Raw genomic sequence first — 16,865 nt, forward strand, 5'->3', positions numbered from 1 at the left:
TCGGCTTACTTTTTATTGCTGTAAAGAAGGTGGCTACTTAAAATGCTTCACGTGCGCTTCCATCTCTTCACCAATCTCCTTTCGCATGTTCATTAATCGAATCGCTGATGCTTCGAGCTTCTTGTCTTCTTCTGATTGCGGTACCCATTTCGGGATGCTGGTTGGCTTACCTTCCTCATCCACCGCCACCATGATGACGATACAATGGGTTGTCAGTCGGTTCTTCATCACTTTAGGGTCACTTGCCTGAACATCAATAGCGATGTGCATTGAAGAATTGCCGGTATAAATGACCTTGGCGCTGACTTCTACCAGATTTCCTACGTGAATAGGCTGCACAAAACGGATACCGCCGGCATAGGCCGTGATGCAGTATTTCCCACTCCAGGCTGCCGAGCAGGCATAGGCTGCAAGGTCAATCCATTTCATTACCGCGCCACCGTGAACTTTCCCGCCAAAATTGACGTCTCCCGGCTCCGCCAAAAAGCGCAATGTTATCTCTCTTTTTCCCTGACTCATTGTCTTTGTCTCTACTGCATTAGTTACCTTAAGTGATAACCACAACATTAACATTTTGCCAGTTTGTCTCGCGTTGTGGAGCGCACATCCAGTGAAAAAAGAGTCGAAAAAGCCTTTGTGGATTTTTTATTCCGATTTCGCAACTTCACCATATCCAAGCCACTTTTGCAGTGTGATAATGCGAGCTGTTTTGTTCTTTTTCACAGTTTGGTGCGAAATGTTGTCGGAAAGACGCGCTTCTATAATTTTGCTTGTTGCGACGGTGCTGGCGGCCTGGGGGTGGATATTCTCCAAAGAGGCTATTCTGGGGCTACCACCGTTTGGATTTATCGGTCTTCGTTTTATTGCTGCATCGCTTTGCCTAATGCCGTTTTGTTTCAGTCAGCTAAAACGGGTTGAACGCGGAAACCTGATCCGTGCCGGTGGGGTGGGCAGTATTCTGGCGTGTGCGCTGCTGTGCTGGATTTATGCCATGTCGGTCAGTACATCACTGGGTGAAGGGGCGTTTATCATGAGCCTTTCCATGCTGATTGTGCCGCCCATTGCCTGGTTGCTGTTCAAGCAAAGACCGCCGCGGATTTTCTGGGTTTCCATGCCAATTGCAGTGGCAGGTCTGGCACTGCTTTCATTGGGTGGTGTGGGCTGGCAACTGTCACCGAGCCAAATCTGGTTCTTGCTTGCCGCACTGTTTCTGGCGACCCATTTCAATTTCAACAGCCAATACGCCAAGAGTATTCCTGCGCTGGTTCTAACGTCCGTGCAGCTTTTCGTGACGGGCGTAATCGCTTTGGCTGCATCACTGCTGACAGAAACCTGGCCAGAATCAGTGCCAACCAGTATCTGGGGTTGGTTCACCTTAAGTGTGCTGGTGGCGACCAGTTTGCGCTACCTGATGCAAACTCTGGGACAGAAGGGCGCGAGCGCGGCGAACGCGGCGATCATTATGATTCTTGAGCCGGTATGGACAGTGATCCTGAGTGTGGTTTGGTACCACGAAGCCATGCCAGCACATAAAATTGCGGGTTGTACATTGATCCTTGCTTCATTGCTCATTTACCGCGGCAGCGAACCGTTACGGCGTTTACTCAGGAGTAAATAGTCATGCTTGACCCAATCAAGAGTGCTTACAACGGCGAGCTGTATGGCATCGCGTTTTTCGCGCACTTTGCTGCCAACTACCAAAATTCCAGTAGAGCTGAGGTTTGGAACACCTTGGGTGAAGTGGAAATGCTGACCGCAAGATTGCTGAAGTCTGAGCTTGAGAGATTGGGTGAGAGCGTTCCAGAGACGGATGCCATCATGACAGCGAAAGGGATCGCCGATGCTGAAAAATGGCTGCATCTGCCTTGGCCTGAACTGATCGATACATTGGTGGATTGGGTCGCGCCGTATCAGGCGCTTTATCAGAAAAATACTGATACAGCGCCCGGGCATCTGCCGCTTTACCGCTTGGTCAGCGACCATGAAAATGCCATTTACGCATTCCTTTTGGCTGAGCAAGTCGGAAAAACTGACAGCATAGAAGTGTTGAAAGGATTTCTACACCAATACGCCAAAGGTATTGCCCGCTAGTTGACGCTGTCAGCCCGCCTTTTCGGGCTGACAGATGCCCCTTGAATTTTCTACAACCGCCTGCTTTTCTGTCGCCTGTAGATAAAGGCAAACCATGATTAGCCCCATTCCCGCCCAGCCCTGAACTGAAATCAACTCCCCTACGATCACTACCGCCAATACTGCTGCAACAACAGGTTCAAAAAGCGTCAGCAAGGTGGCTTTGCTGGCATTCACATGGCGCAGCGCAAAACCAAACGCCAGGTAGCCGACGAACATAGGCACAAGCGCCATATAGAGTGAAACAGTCGCATTCAGTGGTGACGAAAACAGCTCACCACCGGTAAATACCAGACTTGGCAACAACAACAGTGCACCGGAGCCGAAGATCGCCGCCATGGCGGATTCTGACTGAACGTTATTGTCGATAAGCCGTTTGGCAACCCAGGCATAAACCGAATAGGAAAGCCCGGCAACAAGACCAAGCAAAATTCCGAGGAGTCGGCTTGCCTGCTCTGCATTTTGCCCGTCGTCTGCATGTTCGGCAAAAGTCAGCAATGCAATGCCTGCGGTGCCCAGCAGGAAGCTCAACAACCAGCGTGATGACACAGTCTGTTTTTTGCCAAACAGACGCTCAATCATCATCGTCATAAAGGGTGCACTGGCGATGGAGACCACCGTGCCAACTGCCACACCAGCTAAACGCATGGACGAATAAAAGGCGAGAGGGTAAACCGCAAGGCCGAGTGTGCCGATAAGCAATACTCGCTTGTTTTGTAGCAGTTTTTGCCAATCCTGATGAAGCTTTTTGTAGGCACACAATGAAAGCAGTAAGCCACCAACACCCATAGAAAACGCGCCGATTGCGAGAGGGTTGATAGACGGCGCGAAGCTCGCCGCCGTCCCCGTGGTTCCCCATAGCAGGGAAGCAAACAAAATGGCGAGACTGCCTTGCAGTGTGTTGTCCAGGTTTAGAAAGAGACGTTTCATGCTGACTTATTCCGTGAATGCTATGAGATACATCCTAACGCGAGGAATAAGCAGGAACTTTGCAGAACGGACGCTCTTCCCGTTCAATCGGCCGCTTTTTGATTGCCGATAAACTGGCGTGGCGACATGCCGAAGTGGCTGGAAAAGCGGCGACTGAAGGCCGAGAGATCCTGATAGCCCACACGCTCTGCCACAATCTGTACCGGTAAATCCGTATGGGTCAGCAGTGCTTTCGCCTTTTCCATCCGCTGCCCGGTAATGAACTGAAAAGGGCTGATCCCCAGAGCTGCTTTGAAGTGCTTCTTAAACTGTGTCGGGCTTTGGCAGGCAATGCTGGCGAGCGCTTCAATGGTTAGTTCTGTATCGAGATTTTCCACGATATATGCGCGGGTCGCTCTCATGCGCGGAGAAAGAAATTCTTCGCCATCCTGTTGGGATAGCAGAGCAAAAAACAGCGCGAATATAGATTGTTCCAATTGCGAATCGACCTGAAATTCCAATTGCTTTTCAATGAAATAGAGAAAGCTCATCAGAGGTGGAGTGATGGAAAACTGCACAAATTCCGGCGTGGTGAATTTCTCTGGCAGGGTGGGCGTGTCGACCACAATAAAACGTGCGGCCTCGTCAGCGTGGAAGTGATGGAAAGTCCCTGCTCGGATAACCACACATTCACCCACGGAAACGCGCCCGTTATATCCGGTGAGTTCTATTTCTATCGCACCCTGAACCGGTAAAACCATCTGGTGATAGTCGTGCGCGTGCCCTTGTCTTTGCTTTGAATAGGCGCGAATGCTGAAGCTGCTTTCCATGTGCTGAATCCAATCTTTCCTGATGTCGAACAGTATGCAGAACGGGTGGCGGTAGATTGCACCAAAATAGCGCGAAAAAGCGACAAATTGTGATTATCCGCACGCAGAACAGTCACAAAACAGTCGTCTTACCGTACAGCTTTCTTTTTAATCAATATACCCTTTCTATTAGAAACTACCGCGCGGTTGGTAACAGCCTCAAATAGTATGGAATTCGAAATAGCCGGGAAATAACGAACCTTCGCGCTGGGTGCGCGGATCAGGGACAGAATCAGGAGCAACCTATGCAAAACACGTTTGAACATGCACTGCCTGACGCACAGGGATATTTTGGTGAATACGGTGGCAGCTTTATCCCGCCGCAACTTGAAACAATCATGCTGGAGATCGCAGCCGCTTACGATGAGTGCCGCAAAGACCCGGCGTTTAAAGCAGAGCTGGCACGCCTATACAAACACTTTGTGGGTCGTCCAAGCCCAATTTTCCACGCTGAAAACCTTTCTGCCAAATACGGCGCAGATATCTACCTGAAACGTGAAGATCTCAACCATACCGGCGCACACAAAATTAACCATTGTCTGGGCGAAGCCCTGCTGGCAAAAAAGATGGGTAAAGCCAAACTGATTGCTGAAACCGGTGCAGGTCAGCACGGTGTGGCATTGGCAACCGCGGCGGCTTTGGTGGGCTTGGATTGTGACATCTATATGGGTGAAGTGGATATCCGCAAAGAGCATCCTAATGTGGTGCGTATGCGCATTCTGGGCGCTAACGTGATTCCAGCCACCCACGGTCGCAAAACGCTGAAAGAAGCGGTGGACGCAGCGTTCGAAGCTTACATGAAAGATCCTATCAACCAGCTCTACGCGATTGGCTCTGTGGTCGGGCCACACCCATTCCCGATGATGGTACGCGACTTTCAGTCGATCATTGGTAACGAAGCCAAAACCCAGTTTGCAGAAATGACCGGCGGCTTACCGGACAATCTGGTGGCCTGTGTAGGCGGTGGTTCCAATGCCATGGGTTTGTTTACCGCATTCCTCGACGATGAATCAGTAAAAATCCACGGCGCAGAGCCCGCAGGACGTTCATTGAATGTGGAAGGAGAGCACGCAGCAACCCTGACGCTGGGCGAGCCAGGTATCATGCACGGTTTCAAGTCCTACATGCTGAAAGACAAAGAAGGCGAGCCGCAGGAAGTGTATTCAGTGGCAAGTGGTCTGGACTATCCGTCTGTGGGCCCACAGCATGCTTTCCTTAAAGACAGCGGCCGCGTGAATTACGGCACTGTCAGTGATGACGAAGCGATTGATGCGTTCTTTGAACTGTCGCGCCTTGAGGGGATCATCCCGGCGATTGAGTCTTCCCACGCTGTGGCGTATGCATTGAAGCTTGCGAAACAGGGTGAGAAAGGCTCAATTCTGCTCAACCTTTCCGGCCGTGGCGACAAAGATATCGACTTTGTGGTGGAAAACTACGGCAAACAATACGGCATTGAATCACTGGTTTAACTGCCGATACTCAACAAACAACGCCCGCGATAATGCGGGCGTTTTTCTTGCAGCCATTTCGGTGTCCGGTTACCGCTCAAGCACAATATTGCGGATGCGGTAAACCACACCGGCTTGCGAGGCATTCCAGTCGGGGAGAGTCGCAAATGGCGTGTTTACTTTGGTGATGTCCAACGCGCCGGTATTCAGCTCTGCAACAGGCACTGATATCGCATGCCATTGTGCAGGAGCCAGATACCCAAGTGGGTAGTCGTTACCCGAACCTGCCGTTGATTCCATCTTCACTACGATTTGATCGCTCGGTGTTTCCCCTGGATTGGCGGGCTCACCGTAGCTTTCAACGTAAATTTCGAAGGTCAGGTTGCCTGACGTGAAGTTGGACAGGTTCTGCGTTTTGCCTTGCACCAACACTACGCCTTTGTAGTATTCAGGACTCGCCGCATCGTATGTGATGGTGAATTCGTGGGTAGCATCCGACGGATCGTTGCCGGTGATAGAAACGTGTCCGGTCAGGTTTTCCCAGGTGTCAGTGCGGGCTTGCCAGGTGTTGATATTGGGCTCCCAGGTATTCCACACATTCACCATGTCACCTTCAAGTGGTGGCTCAACCGGAACGCTCAGTGCTTCACAACTGATGGCATCTTCCGCGGCATCGACACTCCTTGGCACATAGCGAACTTCACCCAGATTGAACTCCACCGCATCCTCGGCGTAAATCAGGAATGGCGTATTGAGGATCTGGAATGCCATGCCCTCGTCAGCAAAGCACTGAAGCGGGATCTTGATGGTTGTCCATCTCGTCTCATCCTGACCACTCGGTGCGGGGAGCACTTTATGGATAGGCACCTGACCCAGACATGGCCATTCACAGTGGGTGGCCAGAATCATGCTTTGTGGCGCTGTTGATTTCATGTCGATATCAAATTGCAGCGTCGCAACGGCGTTGAGGTAGCTTTGCTTGTCGACCACCTGTTCATCCGCCGTTTGCATATAAACCTGCGCGGGTGCCTCGCCGGTGAACTTCACATTGATGGCGTCTTGCTGGTGGAGGTGATCAATGGGCGTCGTTGTCAGTGAGCCGATGGTGGTGGGCGTGCCGTTGGAAACGGTCAAGCCAACCCAGCCGTTCGAGGAACCGGCAATACGCGGCACAAACTCATCGCTGGCAGAGCGGCCAAATATTTCGAGGTTGGTGGTGGCAATGCCGTCATCCGGTGCATCAAGTCCACAGCCGTATTCACGCGGATCGAGAGGCAGGTTATCCAAATCGGTATTCAGCTTGCTGCTTTTCTTCTTGTTGTAAGAAAGACCATAGCCGTAAGCAAAGAGTGGCGCATGGTCGCCTTCGATATCCTGCTCCATTTCCGGCGTTTCATAATTCAACAGGTTCGGGGCTCTGCGGTTGATGGTGGTGGAGCACTTGGTGTTCGGCCATGAGAATGAAAGGCGACCACGGAAGTCTTTGCCATCGACACCGAACAGCACATCGGTGATACCGCCCGCTTCTGTGCCTGGCAGCCAAGCGGCGACAAAGGCGTCGGAGTGGTTTATCTCGTCATTCACGTAAAGCGGACGACCGGAGAAGAACACGGTGACGACCTTGAAACCTTGCTCTTTCAGGGATTTGATCAGATTCAGATCAGCACCATAAGAAGATTTGAGCGTGGCGTATTCCAGCGTTTTGGTTTTGTTGATGTCGCCAAACATTTCAGCGTAAGGGTCTTCACCGATGGCAACGACAGCAATGGCATCGTGTGGGGCGGAATTCACATCAGTGAAAACATTTTCTTCGCCAACCTGCGCGCGCATTGCCATCAACAGGGTAGTGGCACCGGGAAAATCACGCTCAAGGGTATTTTCTGTGCCTTGCCAGGTCAGAGACCAGCCGCCGGTCTGCTTCTGGATGTCATTGGCAGCGCTACCGACAACCAGATATTGCGCTTCAGTGGACATGGGCAGTGCTTTGTCTTTGTTCTTCAGCAGCACCAGCGATTGGCTGACGGCTTTACGCGCCAGTTCGCGGTGCGCATCTGAACCCAGAATACGTTGCTTGCCAGCGAGCTGACGTTTGGAAGGCTGCGGTTTTTCCCATAGCCCGGCGCGCATTTTGACACGCAGGATACGGGTGACAGCATCGTCAATGCGGGACATGGGAATGGTGCCGTCGTTAACCTGGGCAATCACGTTGTGGTAGAACGCCTGCCAGTCTTTACGGGCGGTGACCATAAAGATGTCATTTCCCGCCAGCACTGCCTGCGGACAGTTACCTGCAGTACAGCCGTTGATCTCGCTGTGGCCGTTCCAGTCGGTCACGACCAAACCGTCAAAGCCCATTTTGTCTTTCAGTACGTCATTGACGATGTACTTACTGCCGTGGAGCTTCTTGTTGTAGCTGCCAGTGTCCATCACATCGTAGTTGGCGTCATTGTGCCAGGAGTTAAACGAGGTCATCACCACCTGCGCCCCCGCATCCAGACCAGAGAAATAGCCGGTTGCATGGATATTGCGAAGGTATTCCTCGCTGTATTCGTTCATTCCACGGTCAACACCGCCAGTGGTGCCGCCGTCACCCAGCCAGTGTTTAACGTTGGAGATAACGTGGCGCTGGCTTTTCAGACCTTTTTCACCACCCTGAAGGCCTTCGACCATCATGCCGGCATATTGGTAGACGATTTCCGGGTCTTCTGAATAGCCTTCGTAAACACGGCCCCAACGGTAATCGCGGGGCGTGGCGACGGTAGGCGCGAATGTCCAGTCAAGGCCGGTTGCGGCCACTTCCCTGGCGGTCGCTTTACCGATTTGTTTGATGAGTTTGGGGTTGTTGGCAGCGCCAAGGCCGATGTTGTGCGGGAAAACGGTGGCTTTGAAAACGTTGTTGTGACCATGTACTGCATCGGTGGCCCACATAAAAGGAATGCGGAAGCCGCGATCAACATAGGCGTCTTCCAGCGCGAGGTAGTATTTGTCAGCTTCTTCCGCCCAATCCTGTGCGGTGGCGTATTTGTTACCGTCCGGCCAGCCGCCACCTCCGTTAAGGATGGAGCCGAGCTTATATTCCTTCGCCTCTTCCGGTGTCACGCCGCGAAGATCTGGCTGGATCATCTGTCCGACTTTCTCTTCCAGCGTCATTTGCGCGAGGATATCAGCGACCCGGCTTTCTATCTCCGGGTCTTTCTTAATCGCACTGTTGATTTGAGGCCATTCCGGGAAGTAGGGCACTTTCGATTCGAGAAAGCACCCCGTGAGAATGGCCAGCGATGTCACTCCTGACACGATGATTTTTCCTTTGAGCATAAAGCCCCCTCCGAGGGTAGTCAGTTCAATATTGACTGTGTGCTCACTATCCCACTGCGTTTTGAAAGCGCTTTCTCTTTGGGTGAGATAACTCCCTCGAGCACACTAATTCCTGAGTCATTGCATGTTCAGGAATCTAGGCATGTTAGGGGCTTTTTGAATCGTTAAACATATCAAACCAGCCAAACATCGTACCGTATTTGGCTTTCGCAACACTTTCTCAGATTGGGGAATTGGCTGTTAAATTGCTTGCGACACATCAGGTAGATGCAAGATGTAGCATCAAAGCCGTCATGCATTTCTTTGGGCAGGGGTTACTGAGGGGACAAAAAGAAGCCCAGCATTTGCCGGGCATTCTGACTTAAGGTTGGGGGTTATGGATTCAGTTGTACGCGCGGGCGAAAACACCGCTGCAAGTGGAGAAGTATTCACCCACGTAAGCCGGAATAAAGACGGATTCGCCTTTGTTCAAGGTGACGGTTTCGCCGTCTGCGTGTGTTACGGTCAATGGTGCATCAACCGCAATCAAAATCTCTGCGCTTTCGGTATTCAGTGCTTCGTTTTCCGTTGCACGGTAAACGCTGAATTTGAAATCCGGTACCGGAATAGGGTAGTGCTGCGCGTTGCCTTCAACCACAGGTGCCAGCAGGATTTCATCTTTAGGCATTGGCACACAGCGGGTGCATGAAATCAGCTCTGGAACATCCATGTGTTTTGGCGTCAGACCCGCACGCAGCACGTTGTCTGAGTTTGCCATGATCTCAAGGCCAGTGCCTTTGATGTAAGCGTGTGGCGTACACGCATCCAGGAACATGGCATCACCCGGGTTCAGGGTCAGGGTGTTCAGGATAAGCGGTGAGAACAGGCCGATATCGCCCGGGTACTGGGTTGCCAGTGTCAGCAGCAGCGCGAACAGTTCGTCGTCTTGGTTGGCTTCAGCAAATGCCAGCAACTTGTTCACACAGGCTTCTTTTACTTCACCTTCCAGCGACAGCAATGCGCCAAAGAACGCGCTCAGGCCTTGCTCAGTCTGGTTTGCTTCAAGTTCGGCAACCAGCGCAGAAAGTTCGCTGATGTTCAGCTGGTGGAAAAAGCCCAGAATTTCGCTGAAATCGCGGAAACCGTTCATGGCGGTGTAAGGCGTCAGGGCAAAAACCAGCTCAGGCTTATGGTTCGGATCTTTGTAGTTACGGAAGCTTGCTGAAAGCGGAATGCCCGCAGCTTCTTCTTTGGCAAAACCGGCTTCAGCCTGTGCTTTGCTTGGGTGAACCTGTACGGAAAGCGCTTTTTCTGCGCACAGGACTTTGAAAAGGTATGGCAATTCGCCAAACATGGCTGCAGTGTCTGCACCCAGAATCGCGGCCATGTCAGTGCCGATGAAGTTGGAAAGCAGGGTTTCGTTGCCTTCTACTGCAATTTTCGAGCAACCGTTCGGGTGGGCACCCATCCAGATCTCAGCCTGTGGCTTGTTATCCGGGTTTGGCATATCAAACAGTTCGGTCAGTGAGGTATAGCTGCCCCAAGCGTAATCCTGAATCACGTTGTTCAGCGGGAAAAAGTGTGTGGTCATTGTTGTGCTTTCTTCCTTAATTATCTGGCAGTGAATATACCAAAAACTGATTTTTATCGGACTGTCTAAAAACAAAAAAGTCGCTCCCCGTTCAAGGGAGCGACATTTGGAACCTTATGCGGTTGCTGCGATGCGTTGTGCTTTCGCCTGACGCATTTTCTTCAGGGAAACTGCAACCAGCGCGGTGACCACTGCACCTGCCGCCATACACGCCAGTGCCAGTACAGGTTTGTTCATTGCACCCAGCAGAGCCACAACCGGACCACCGTGCGCCACACTGTTGGTGATGCCGAAGGAGAAGGCCATCACTGCTGCAACCATTGAGCCCAGTACGTTAGCAGGAATCACAGACATTGGGTCTTGCGCAGCGAATGGGATAGCACCTTCAGAGATACCTACCAGACCCATCGCACCCGATGCTTTACCCGCTTCGATTTCAGATTGCTCGAAGATGTTGAACTTGCGACCAATCACAGTTGCCAGTGCCATACCCAGTGGCGCAACAGGAATCGCACACGCCATCGCACCCATAAATTGTGTCTGGCCGCTGGCAATCATGCCGACTGAGAACAGGAAGGCTACCTTGTTGAATGGGCCACCCATGTCGAAGCCAGCCATACCACCCAGTACGATACCCAGTAGAATGACGTTACCCGAGCTCATGTTGGTCAGCATGGTGTTCAGGCTTTCCATCAGTCCCGCAATTGGCGCGCCGATGACGAAGATGAACAGACCAGCAATGAACAGGGAGCCCGTGATTGGTGCGATCATGATTGGCACCAGAGGCTGGATAAACTTGTGGTAGTTACGGGTAGCCACCCATTTCACGAAGTAACCGACCAGCAAACCTGCCACGATAGCACCGATAAAACCGGTACCTGCATCCGCGCCGTAGAATGAACCGTTGTTTGCAATCCAGCCACCAATCAGACCTGGAGCCAGACCCGGACGGTCAGCAATTGCGTAGGCGATGTAACCTGCCAGAATTGGGATCATCAGGGTGAATGCAACCACACCCACATCCAGCACTTTGTTCCACATGCTGCCAGGAGGGATGGCCATACCGGCTTCAGTTGGTTGACCACCGATAGCCAGTGCCAGTGCGATCAGAAGACCACCGGTCACTACGAACGGGATCATGTGCGATACGCCGTTCATCAGGTAGCGATATAAATCAGAACGCGCTTGGGATGCTTTGCTTTCACCGGATTCTGGTGCTTTGTCATCCGCCGAAGCCACATACTTTGGTGCTTCCAGCGCTTGGTTGATCAAGCCTTTTGCGTCTTTGATTGGTGCTTTAACGCCGGTTTTTACCAGACGTTTGCCAGCAAAGCGGGTCATGTCCACTTGCTTGTCACAGGAAACGATAATCGCTTCTGCGCGGGCAATTTCTTCTGCGGTTGGGCTGTTTTTCACGCCGATAGAACCGTTGGTTTCTACCTTCATCTCAAAGCCCAGTTCAGCGGCGCCTTTTTCCAGCGCTTCTGCAGCCAGGTAAGTGTGCGCAACACCCGCAGGGCAACCGGTCACACCAATCAGCAAACCTTTCGTGGCTTCTGGTGCTTCCAGTTCTTCTTTTTTCTCAAGCAGCAGTGCCAGTGCATCTTTCGCGCTTTCTGCTTTCATAAAGGTTTCGATAAAGCCATCTTCAATCAGTTTTGAAGAAAGCTCTGCCAGCACTTCGATATGGTGGTTGGCACCGCCGTCTGGCGACGCGATCATGAAGAAGAGTTTTGAAGGCTGGCCGTCTTCCGCGCCGTATTCGATACCTTCGCGGCTAATACCAATTGCAACCGCAGGCTGAATGACCGCTGCACTTTTCGCGTGTGGCAGCGCTACGCCGTCTTCAAAGCCGGTGTTACCCAGTTCTTCACGGGCGTGAATGTCGGCCAGAAATTGTGCTTTATCGTTTACGCGACCCTGCGCATGCAGAAGCTCGATCATCTCCACGAAGACGTCTTCTTTTGTTTTTGCTTGCAGGTTCAGGCAAATCAGATTTTCATTGATTAGCGATGTAATCATGATTTTTACCCTCAATAGTTATCGTTATCGCGGCTTTCGCCAATAACGCTATTTTCCGGTTTTTGACTGTCTACTCGATAGAGGAAAGAAAAGGCTTTTGCTGGATATTTGTAACATGGAAAGTAAGGTGTGATCTTTTTCTCACTCGACAAAATTAATCTAGTGAGTGTCGTGATAATTAAAAATCATTAATAAACAATGCTTAATGTTAGTTTCTCTGTGTTCTGAAATTTTTCGTGGGTTCACTGAAAAATTCCTTCGCTAGATATTAGTAACGTCTTTATGGCTTGTTTTGGTCGTTTTTTGTTGAGCTGTGTCACGCTATAACACGTTCCGACAGCACAAAACTGGCGACAGCAAACTTGCAGGCGCATAATCGGCGCGAGTTTTCCAAGTCGTACCCCACACCTATGAGTCAGGTCTTTCACCTTCTGTTAGAAAACCTGCTGGCCGAGCGCGAGCATTTCAACCGCGTCTGGTTTGCCAGCGATCAAGTCACCCCACCACAGTTCAGCTACCAGGTGAATTTTCCCCGCCTTGAACTGGTGATCAGCGGTGAATATCCCAACCAGCTGGAAAGCGCTGATAAATCAGTCAGTGAAGTTAAGCTGCTGGCAGGTGATGCGCTTTATGTGCCGCCCAACAGCTGGAACAAACCGAACTGGGAAACGGACTGCTCAGTGTTGAGTCTGCTTTTTGGCAAGCGCCAGCTCGGCTTCAGTTTGGTGAGTAAAGCCAAAAACCAGCCCGGTTTTTATGACGTGCAAAAACACAGTATTCAAACCCGTACCGGGCATGCCATCGACCATATTCTGAGTGCGCTGAATACCCTGGCAAAAGAACCGACCCAAGCGCCAATGGACGGTTATCTGTTGCAGGCGTTGCTGAGTTATTGCCAGCAAATGCTGAATGCGCCTGCTGCGGGCACCCGCAACCGGGTGGAAGATCTCTATCAGGGGATTTGTATCTATATTCAGGAGAACTTCCACCGCCCAATCACCCGCGAATCTATCGCGCACCGCTTTAATATCACGCCTAACCATCTTTCCCGTTTGTTCCGCCAGCAAGGGCATATGCGGATGGCGGATTACATCACTTGGGTGCGGATAGATCGCGCCAAGTTTATGCTCAAACGCTATGACTTTCGCTTAGGTGAAGTGGCAACCCGCTGCGGGTTTCAGGACGTGAATTACTTTTACCGGGTGTTCAAAACCAAAACCGGCATGACACCGTCGGAATACCGTGGTTCAGACTGAATTCAGAGGCTGGTCGGTGTGTTCAGGGCGTGAAGGATAATGGTTTCAATCACGTCGATATCCTGGTTTTCGGTTAGGTAGGCGCAAAAGTGTTCATCCAGTAACTGCTGGGAGAAACCTGAAAACGCGACAATCTGTTCGCGCTGAGGCGGCGTAGGCAGCATCAGACCAATTACCCGGCTGACATCTCCGCGCTGGGAGCCCCAGTCGAGTGGCGATTGTGTGGTGCAAATCAGCAAATGGACGTTGCTGACTTCTGGCGAGAGGATATGGGGCAGGGCAATGCCGTTACCCATGCAGGTAGAGGAAACGCCTTCCCGTTTATACAGCGCATTGAACAGGCTTTCCTGTGTTGCGGACTCATGCAGCGACACGGCCAGCGCAAATTCTGCCAGCAGGGAGTGTTTGTCGTTTGTGGTGTTCTGTATGCGGTGAATGCAGGTCGGGAAGGGCAGATTAACGTGCTCTGATGGGGAAAACGGCGCACTTTTTTTGCCACCGGAGAGCAATATCGCGTGCTCATCAATAAACACAGTCAGCACCAAGGATGCCAGCTCGGCGTCTGACCCTTCAATCAATAGCTGGCACAAATCGCCCGGTTTGATACTCAGGCTCATCATGCGCATAGGGTGTTCGACGCTGGCTTGTTTGCGTTGTGAGAGGTTACAGAAGATGGTGACCGATCGGAAATAGCCTGCCAGCGTTTTTAAACGGTTCAGCCTCCATGCTGCCAGCCCTTCATCATCAACGAAGAAGGTGATCCTTCGGGTGATCATAGGGTTTTGCAACGCTCCAATACTCTGATTGGATCAGTCAGCACTTCTTCAATGGTGACACAGTGGATTTTGCTGCCGGTAAAACGGGCGCGGTCTTCCACTTCAATGTCTGAGGCAATCAAAACCACATCTGCTCGGGCGATATCCTGAATACTCAGAGGGTTTTCAATGCCCATAGCGCCCTGTGTTTCCACCGCGATTTGAATACCGGTTTGTTGGGCGGCTTTTTTCAGCTCAGCGGCGGCCATGTAGGTGTGGGCAATGCCTGTTGGGCAGGCGGTGACAGCGACAATTTTCATGCGTGATACAGCTTCTGGTGGATAAACGGGAAAAGCGCCGCATTGTGATGCAAGTTCTCACTGGCTTCCGTGACTTATCCCACGTTGTTATAACCTAAATCGCGGGTTTTGCCGTACGGGCAGTTTCTGCACCCATTGCCACAACAGGTTCCGCGCTTGAGGTGATACCAGGCGGAGAAAACGTATAAACCGCGTTCAACGGTGTAATCCAGACCTTCTACCAGGGCTTTGTCATTGCGGTATGGCTTTGCCAGACGGATCAGGTCATTGGTGCTGTATTCCTGATACAGGCTTTCCAGCTTTTGATTGATGCGTTGTGAAAGGCAAGTTTCGCACAGACAGGCGAGGTTATCGCTTTCGCCTGTTGGCAAAATATTGGGGTATTGCATGCACCAGCATTGGCCGCTCTCGGCAGTACATTTCAAGGTTTGGCCGCAGGAAGGGCATTGGCTCATTGCGTTTTCTCAGGATAGTGGTCGTGACGTTGGCGTCATTCTACCGCGAAACTGCCGGTATTGTTTGCCTGTTGGCGTCAGTGTGAAAATTGTTGGATACGCCAAAAAATAACAAATTGGTAACAAAATCTCATTCTGGCTCAAGATAGAGACAAAGTTGGAATCGTAATCAGGATATATCTATGTCCAGTTGTGAGAATGCCCGACGTATGTCTTTCACTTCTGGTTAAATTAACGCCACATCCACTTTTTAATGTTCGAGTGAAGGTTGTTTCACTTGAGTGTCACTCATTATTCAAGCGTTGGCTGACTGTATTGTCGATTTCCAGAATGTTGTACATAAGAAAGGGCTTTCATGACGGGATATACCCAAACGACCTGAAGATGCTCTCTGAATCCTGCATCTTCGGTTTGTTTGGTTATAAGTAGAACAGTCTCGGAGGCGTTATGGAAAATGCAGCATCAGGTGGTGATGGCAAAATGAGTCTCACCGCCAAAGTTATCGTTGGTTTGATAGCCGGTATTATTCTGGGTTTGGGGATCAACATTCTTGGATTGAACCCAGCCGGTGGTTTTATCGATACCTATATCACCAACGGTTTGTTTCACGTTGTGGGTAAAATGTTCGTCAACGCGTTGAAAATGATGGTAGTGCCTTTGGTGCTGTTTTCATTGATATGCGGCGTGTGTGGTATCGGCGATATCAAAGCTCTTGGCCGTGTTGGCTCTAAATCTTTTGGTCTTTACATCCTTACCACCGCTATCGCGATTGCCATTGCAATCACCATTGCTTCTCTCAGCGGTATTGGCAGTGGCATGCAGATGGCGGCAGACACCGCCTTTTCAGGTAAAGATGCACCGCCACTTTCCCAAGTGCTGATCGATATCATTCCTTCCAACCCGGTCAATGCGCTTTCAGAAGGCGAGATGCTGCAAATCATCTTCTTCGCCATCCTGATGGGCGTTTGTATCCTGATGGTGGGTAAGCAGGCGAAAAAAGTGGTCGAGCTGGTGGAAGTGCTGAACGAAATCATGATGAAAATGGTTACGCTCATCATGGAAATCGCGCCGTATGCCGTGTTCTGTCTAATCGCCAAAGCCATGGCTAACCTGGGTCTTGCACTGTTTGCCGAGCTGATTGGCTATGTGGTAGTGCTTATTGGTATTTTGCTTATTCACCTGTTTGTCGTGCTGCCTATCATCCTCAAAAGCTTCTCGGGGCTGAACGTGATGACCTTTATGAAAAAGGCACGCAACATGCAGGTTTTTGCCTTCAGTACCGCGAGCTCCAACGCCACTATTCCTGTCACATTGCGCACGGTAACCGAGCGCATGGGTGTACGAAATTCAGTGGCATCATTTACCGTTCCTTTTGGTGCGACTATTAACATGGATGGCACCGCGATCATGCAAGGTGTGGCGACAGTCTTTATCGCCAATATCTACGGCATTGATTTGGGCGTGGGCGGTTACCTGACGGTGATCATGATGGCGGTACTGGCATCGATTGGTACGGCGGGCGTGCCGGGTGTGGGCCTTATCATGCTGTCCATGGTATTTGCCCAGGTTGGTTTGCCACTGGAAGGTATTGGCCTGATCCTTGGCGTCGACCGACTGTTGGATATGGTGCGCACGGCGGTTAACGTCACCGGCGATGCGACGGTCAGCTGTATTGTGGCGAAAAGCGAAGGCAAGCTGGATGAGTCCATCTTCAACAACCCGAAAGCTGGCGTTGTCACCCATGTTGAAATAGATCTGGAAGCAGAAAAAGAGCTGGCGGATATTGCCAAAGGCTAGTTAGTCTTTTGGAGACACA

The 16,865-nt window shown here is 51.2% G+C and carries 14 protein-coding genes; 5 read left to right on the plus strand and 9 right to left on the minus strand.

Going from position 1 to position 16,865, the window contains the following annotated elements:
• Nucleotides 1-33: 33 nt before the first annotated feature.
• The gene (locus KU854_RS14745) at nucleotides 34-519 is read right to left on the minus strand and encodes an acyl-CoA thioesterase (protein ID WP_218359229.1); all 486 of its coding nucleotides are present in this window, start codon (nucleotides 517-519) and stop codon (nucleotides 34-36) included.
• A 217-nt stretch (nucleotides 520-736) separates the two neighbouring features.
• Between KU854_RS14745 and KU854_RS14750 the strand changes: the two genes are divergently transcribed.
• Entirely contained in the window at nucleotides 737-1,618 is an 882-nt protein-coding gene (locus KU854_RS14750) for a DMT family transporter (RefSeq protein WP_054779049.1), read from the plus strand.
• A 2-nt stretch (nucleotides 1,619-1,620) separates the two neighbouring features.
• On the plus strand, nucleotides 1,621-2,091 hold the full coding sequence (locus KU854_RS14755) for a hypothetical protein (protein ID WP_218359230.1): 471 nt from the start codon (nucleotides 1,621-1,623) through the stop codon (nucleotides 2,089-2,091).
• Between the two features lie 9 nt (nucleotides 2,092-2,100).
• Here KU854_RS14755 and KU854_RS14760 read toward each other — a convergent pair whose 3' ends face one another.
• Together KU854_RS14760 and KU854_RS14765 are read right to left on the minus strand one after the other, a co-directional pair.
• Nucleotides 2,101-3,060, minus strand: coding sequence for a DMT family transporter (locus KU854_RS14760; protein ID WP_218359231.1), 960 nt, complete (start codon nucleotides 3,058-3,060; stop codon nucleotides 2,101-2,103).
• 83 nt (nucleotides 3,061-3,143) lie between these two features.
• Complete coding sequence (locus KU854_RS14765; protein WP_218359232.1) at nucleotides 3,144-3,869, minus strand: AraC family transcriptional regulator; 726 nt, start codon at nucleotides 3,867-3,869, stop codon at nucleotides 3,144-3,146.
• A 284-nt stretch (nucleotides 3,870-4,153) separates the two neighbouring features.
• Here KU854_RS14765 and trpB point away from each other — a divergent pair, with 284 nt between their 5' ends.
• Nucleotides 4,154-5,377, plus strand: coding sequence for a tryptophan synthase subunit beta (gene trpB / locus KU854_RS14770; protein ID WP_218359233.1), 1,224 nt, complete (start codon nucleotides 4,154-4,156; stop codon nucleotides 5,375-5,377).
• 69 nt (nucleotides 5,378-5,446) lie between these two features.
• Here the strand turns inward: trpB and KU854_RS14775 are convergent, their stop codons facing one another.
• The 3 genes from KU854_RS14775 to KU854_RS14785 all read right to left on the minus strand — a co-directional run bounded on the left by KU854_RS14775 (nucleotide 5,447) and on the right by KU854_RS14785 (nucleotide 12,263).
• The gene (locus KU854_RS14775; RefSeq protein WP_218359234.1) at nucleotides 5,447-8,671 is read right to left on the minus strand and encodes a glycoside hydrolase family 3 protein; all 3,225 of its coding nucleotides are present in this window, start codon (nucleotides 8,669-8,671) and stop codon (nucleotides 5,447-5,449) included.
• Nucleotides 8,672-9,053: 382 nt separating this feature from the next.
• On the minus strand, nucleotides 9,054-10,241 hold the full coding sequence (manA, locus tag KU854_RS14780) for a mannose-6-phosphate isomerase, class I (RefSeq protein WP_218359235.1): 1,188 nt from the start codon (nucleotides 10,239-10,241) through the stop codon (nucleotides 9,054-9,056).
• Between the two features lie 114 nt (nucleotides 10,242-10,355).
• Entirely contained in the window at nucleotides 10,356-12,263 is a 1,908-nt protein-coding gene (locus tag KU854_RS14785) for a fructose-specific PTS transporter subunit EIIC (RefSeq protein WP_218359236.1), read from the minus strand.
• Between the two features lie 410 nt (nucleotides 12,264-12,673).
• Between KU854_RS14785 and KU854_RS14790 the strand changes: the two genes are divergently transcribed.
• Complete coding sequence (locus KU854_RS14790; RefSeq protein ID WP_054778934.1) at nucleotides 12,674-13,519, plus strand: AraC family transcriptional regulator; 846 nt, start codon at nucleotides 12,674-12,676, stop codon at nucleotides 13,517-13,519.
• Between the two features lie 2 nt (nucleotides 13,520-13,521).
• Here KU854_RS14790 and KU854_RS14795 read toward each other — a convergent pair whose 3' ends face one another.
• The 3 genes from KU854_RS14795 to KU854_RS14805 form a co-directional block, all read right to left on the minus strand.
• Nucleotides 13,522-14,295 (minus strand): PTS sugar transporter subunit IIA, encoded by a 774-nt coding sequence (locus KU854_RS14795; RefSeq protein WP_218359237.1) that lies wholly within the window; start codon nucleotides 14,293-14,295, stop codon nucleotides 13,522-13,524.
• Nucleotides 14,292-14,594, minus strand: a complete 303-nt coding sequence (locus tag KU854_RS14800; protein WP_054778935.1) for a PTS fructose transporter subunit IIB — start codon at nucleotides 14,592-14,594, stop codon at nucleotides 14,292-14,294. The genes KU854_RS14795 and KU854_RS14800 overlap by 4 nt, the downstream gene beginning before the upstream one ends.
• A gap of 74 nt (nucleotides 14,595-14,668) precedes the next feature.
• Nucleotides 14,669-15,049 carry a cysteine-rich CWC family protein gene (locus tag KU854_RS14805; protein ID WP_218359238.1) on the minus strand — a complete coding sequence of 127 codons (381 nt, stop codon included), beginning with the start codon at nucleotides 15,047-15,049 and terminating at the stop codon, nucleotides 14,669-14,671.
• Between the two features lie 447 nt (nucleotides 15,050-15,496).
• Here KU854_RS14805 and KU854_RS14810 point away from each other — a divergent pair, with 447 nt between their 5' ends.
• A complete protein-coding gene (locus KU854_RS14810) occupies nucleotides 15,497-16,846 on the plus strand; it encodes a dicarboxylate/amino acid:cation symporter (protein ID WP_218359239.1) in 1,350 nt (449 codons plus the stop codon).
• Nucleotides 16,847-16,865: the final 19 nt, after the last annotated feature.

The sequence above is a fragment of the Enterovibrio paralichthyis genome (assembly GCF_019209835.1).
In the GTDB taxonomy this organism is placed as follows: domain Bacteria; phylum Pseudomonadota; class Gammaproteobacteria; order Enterobacterales; family Vibrionaceae; genus Enterovibrio; species Enterovibrio paralichthyis.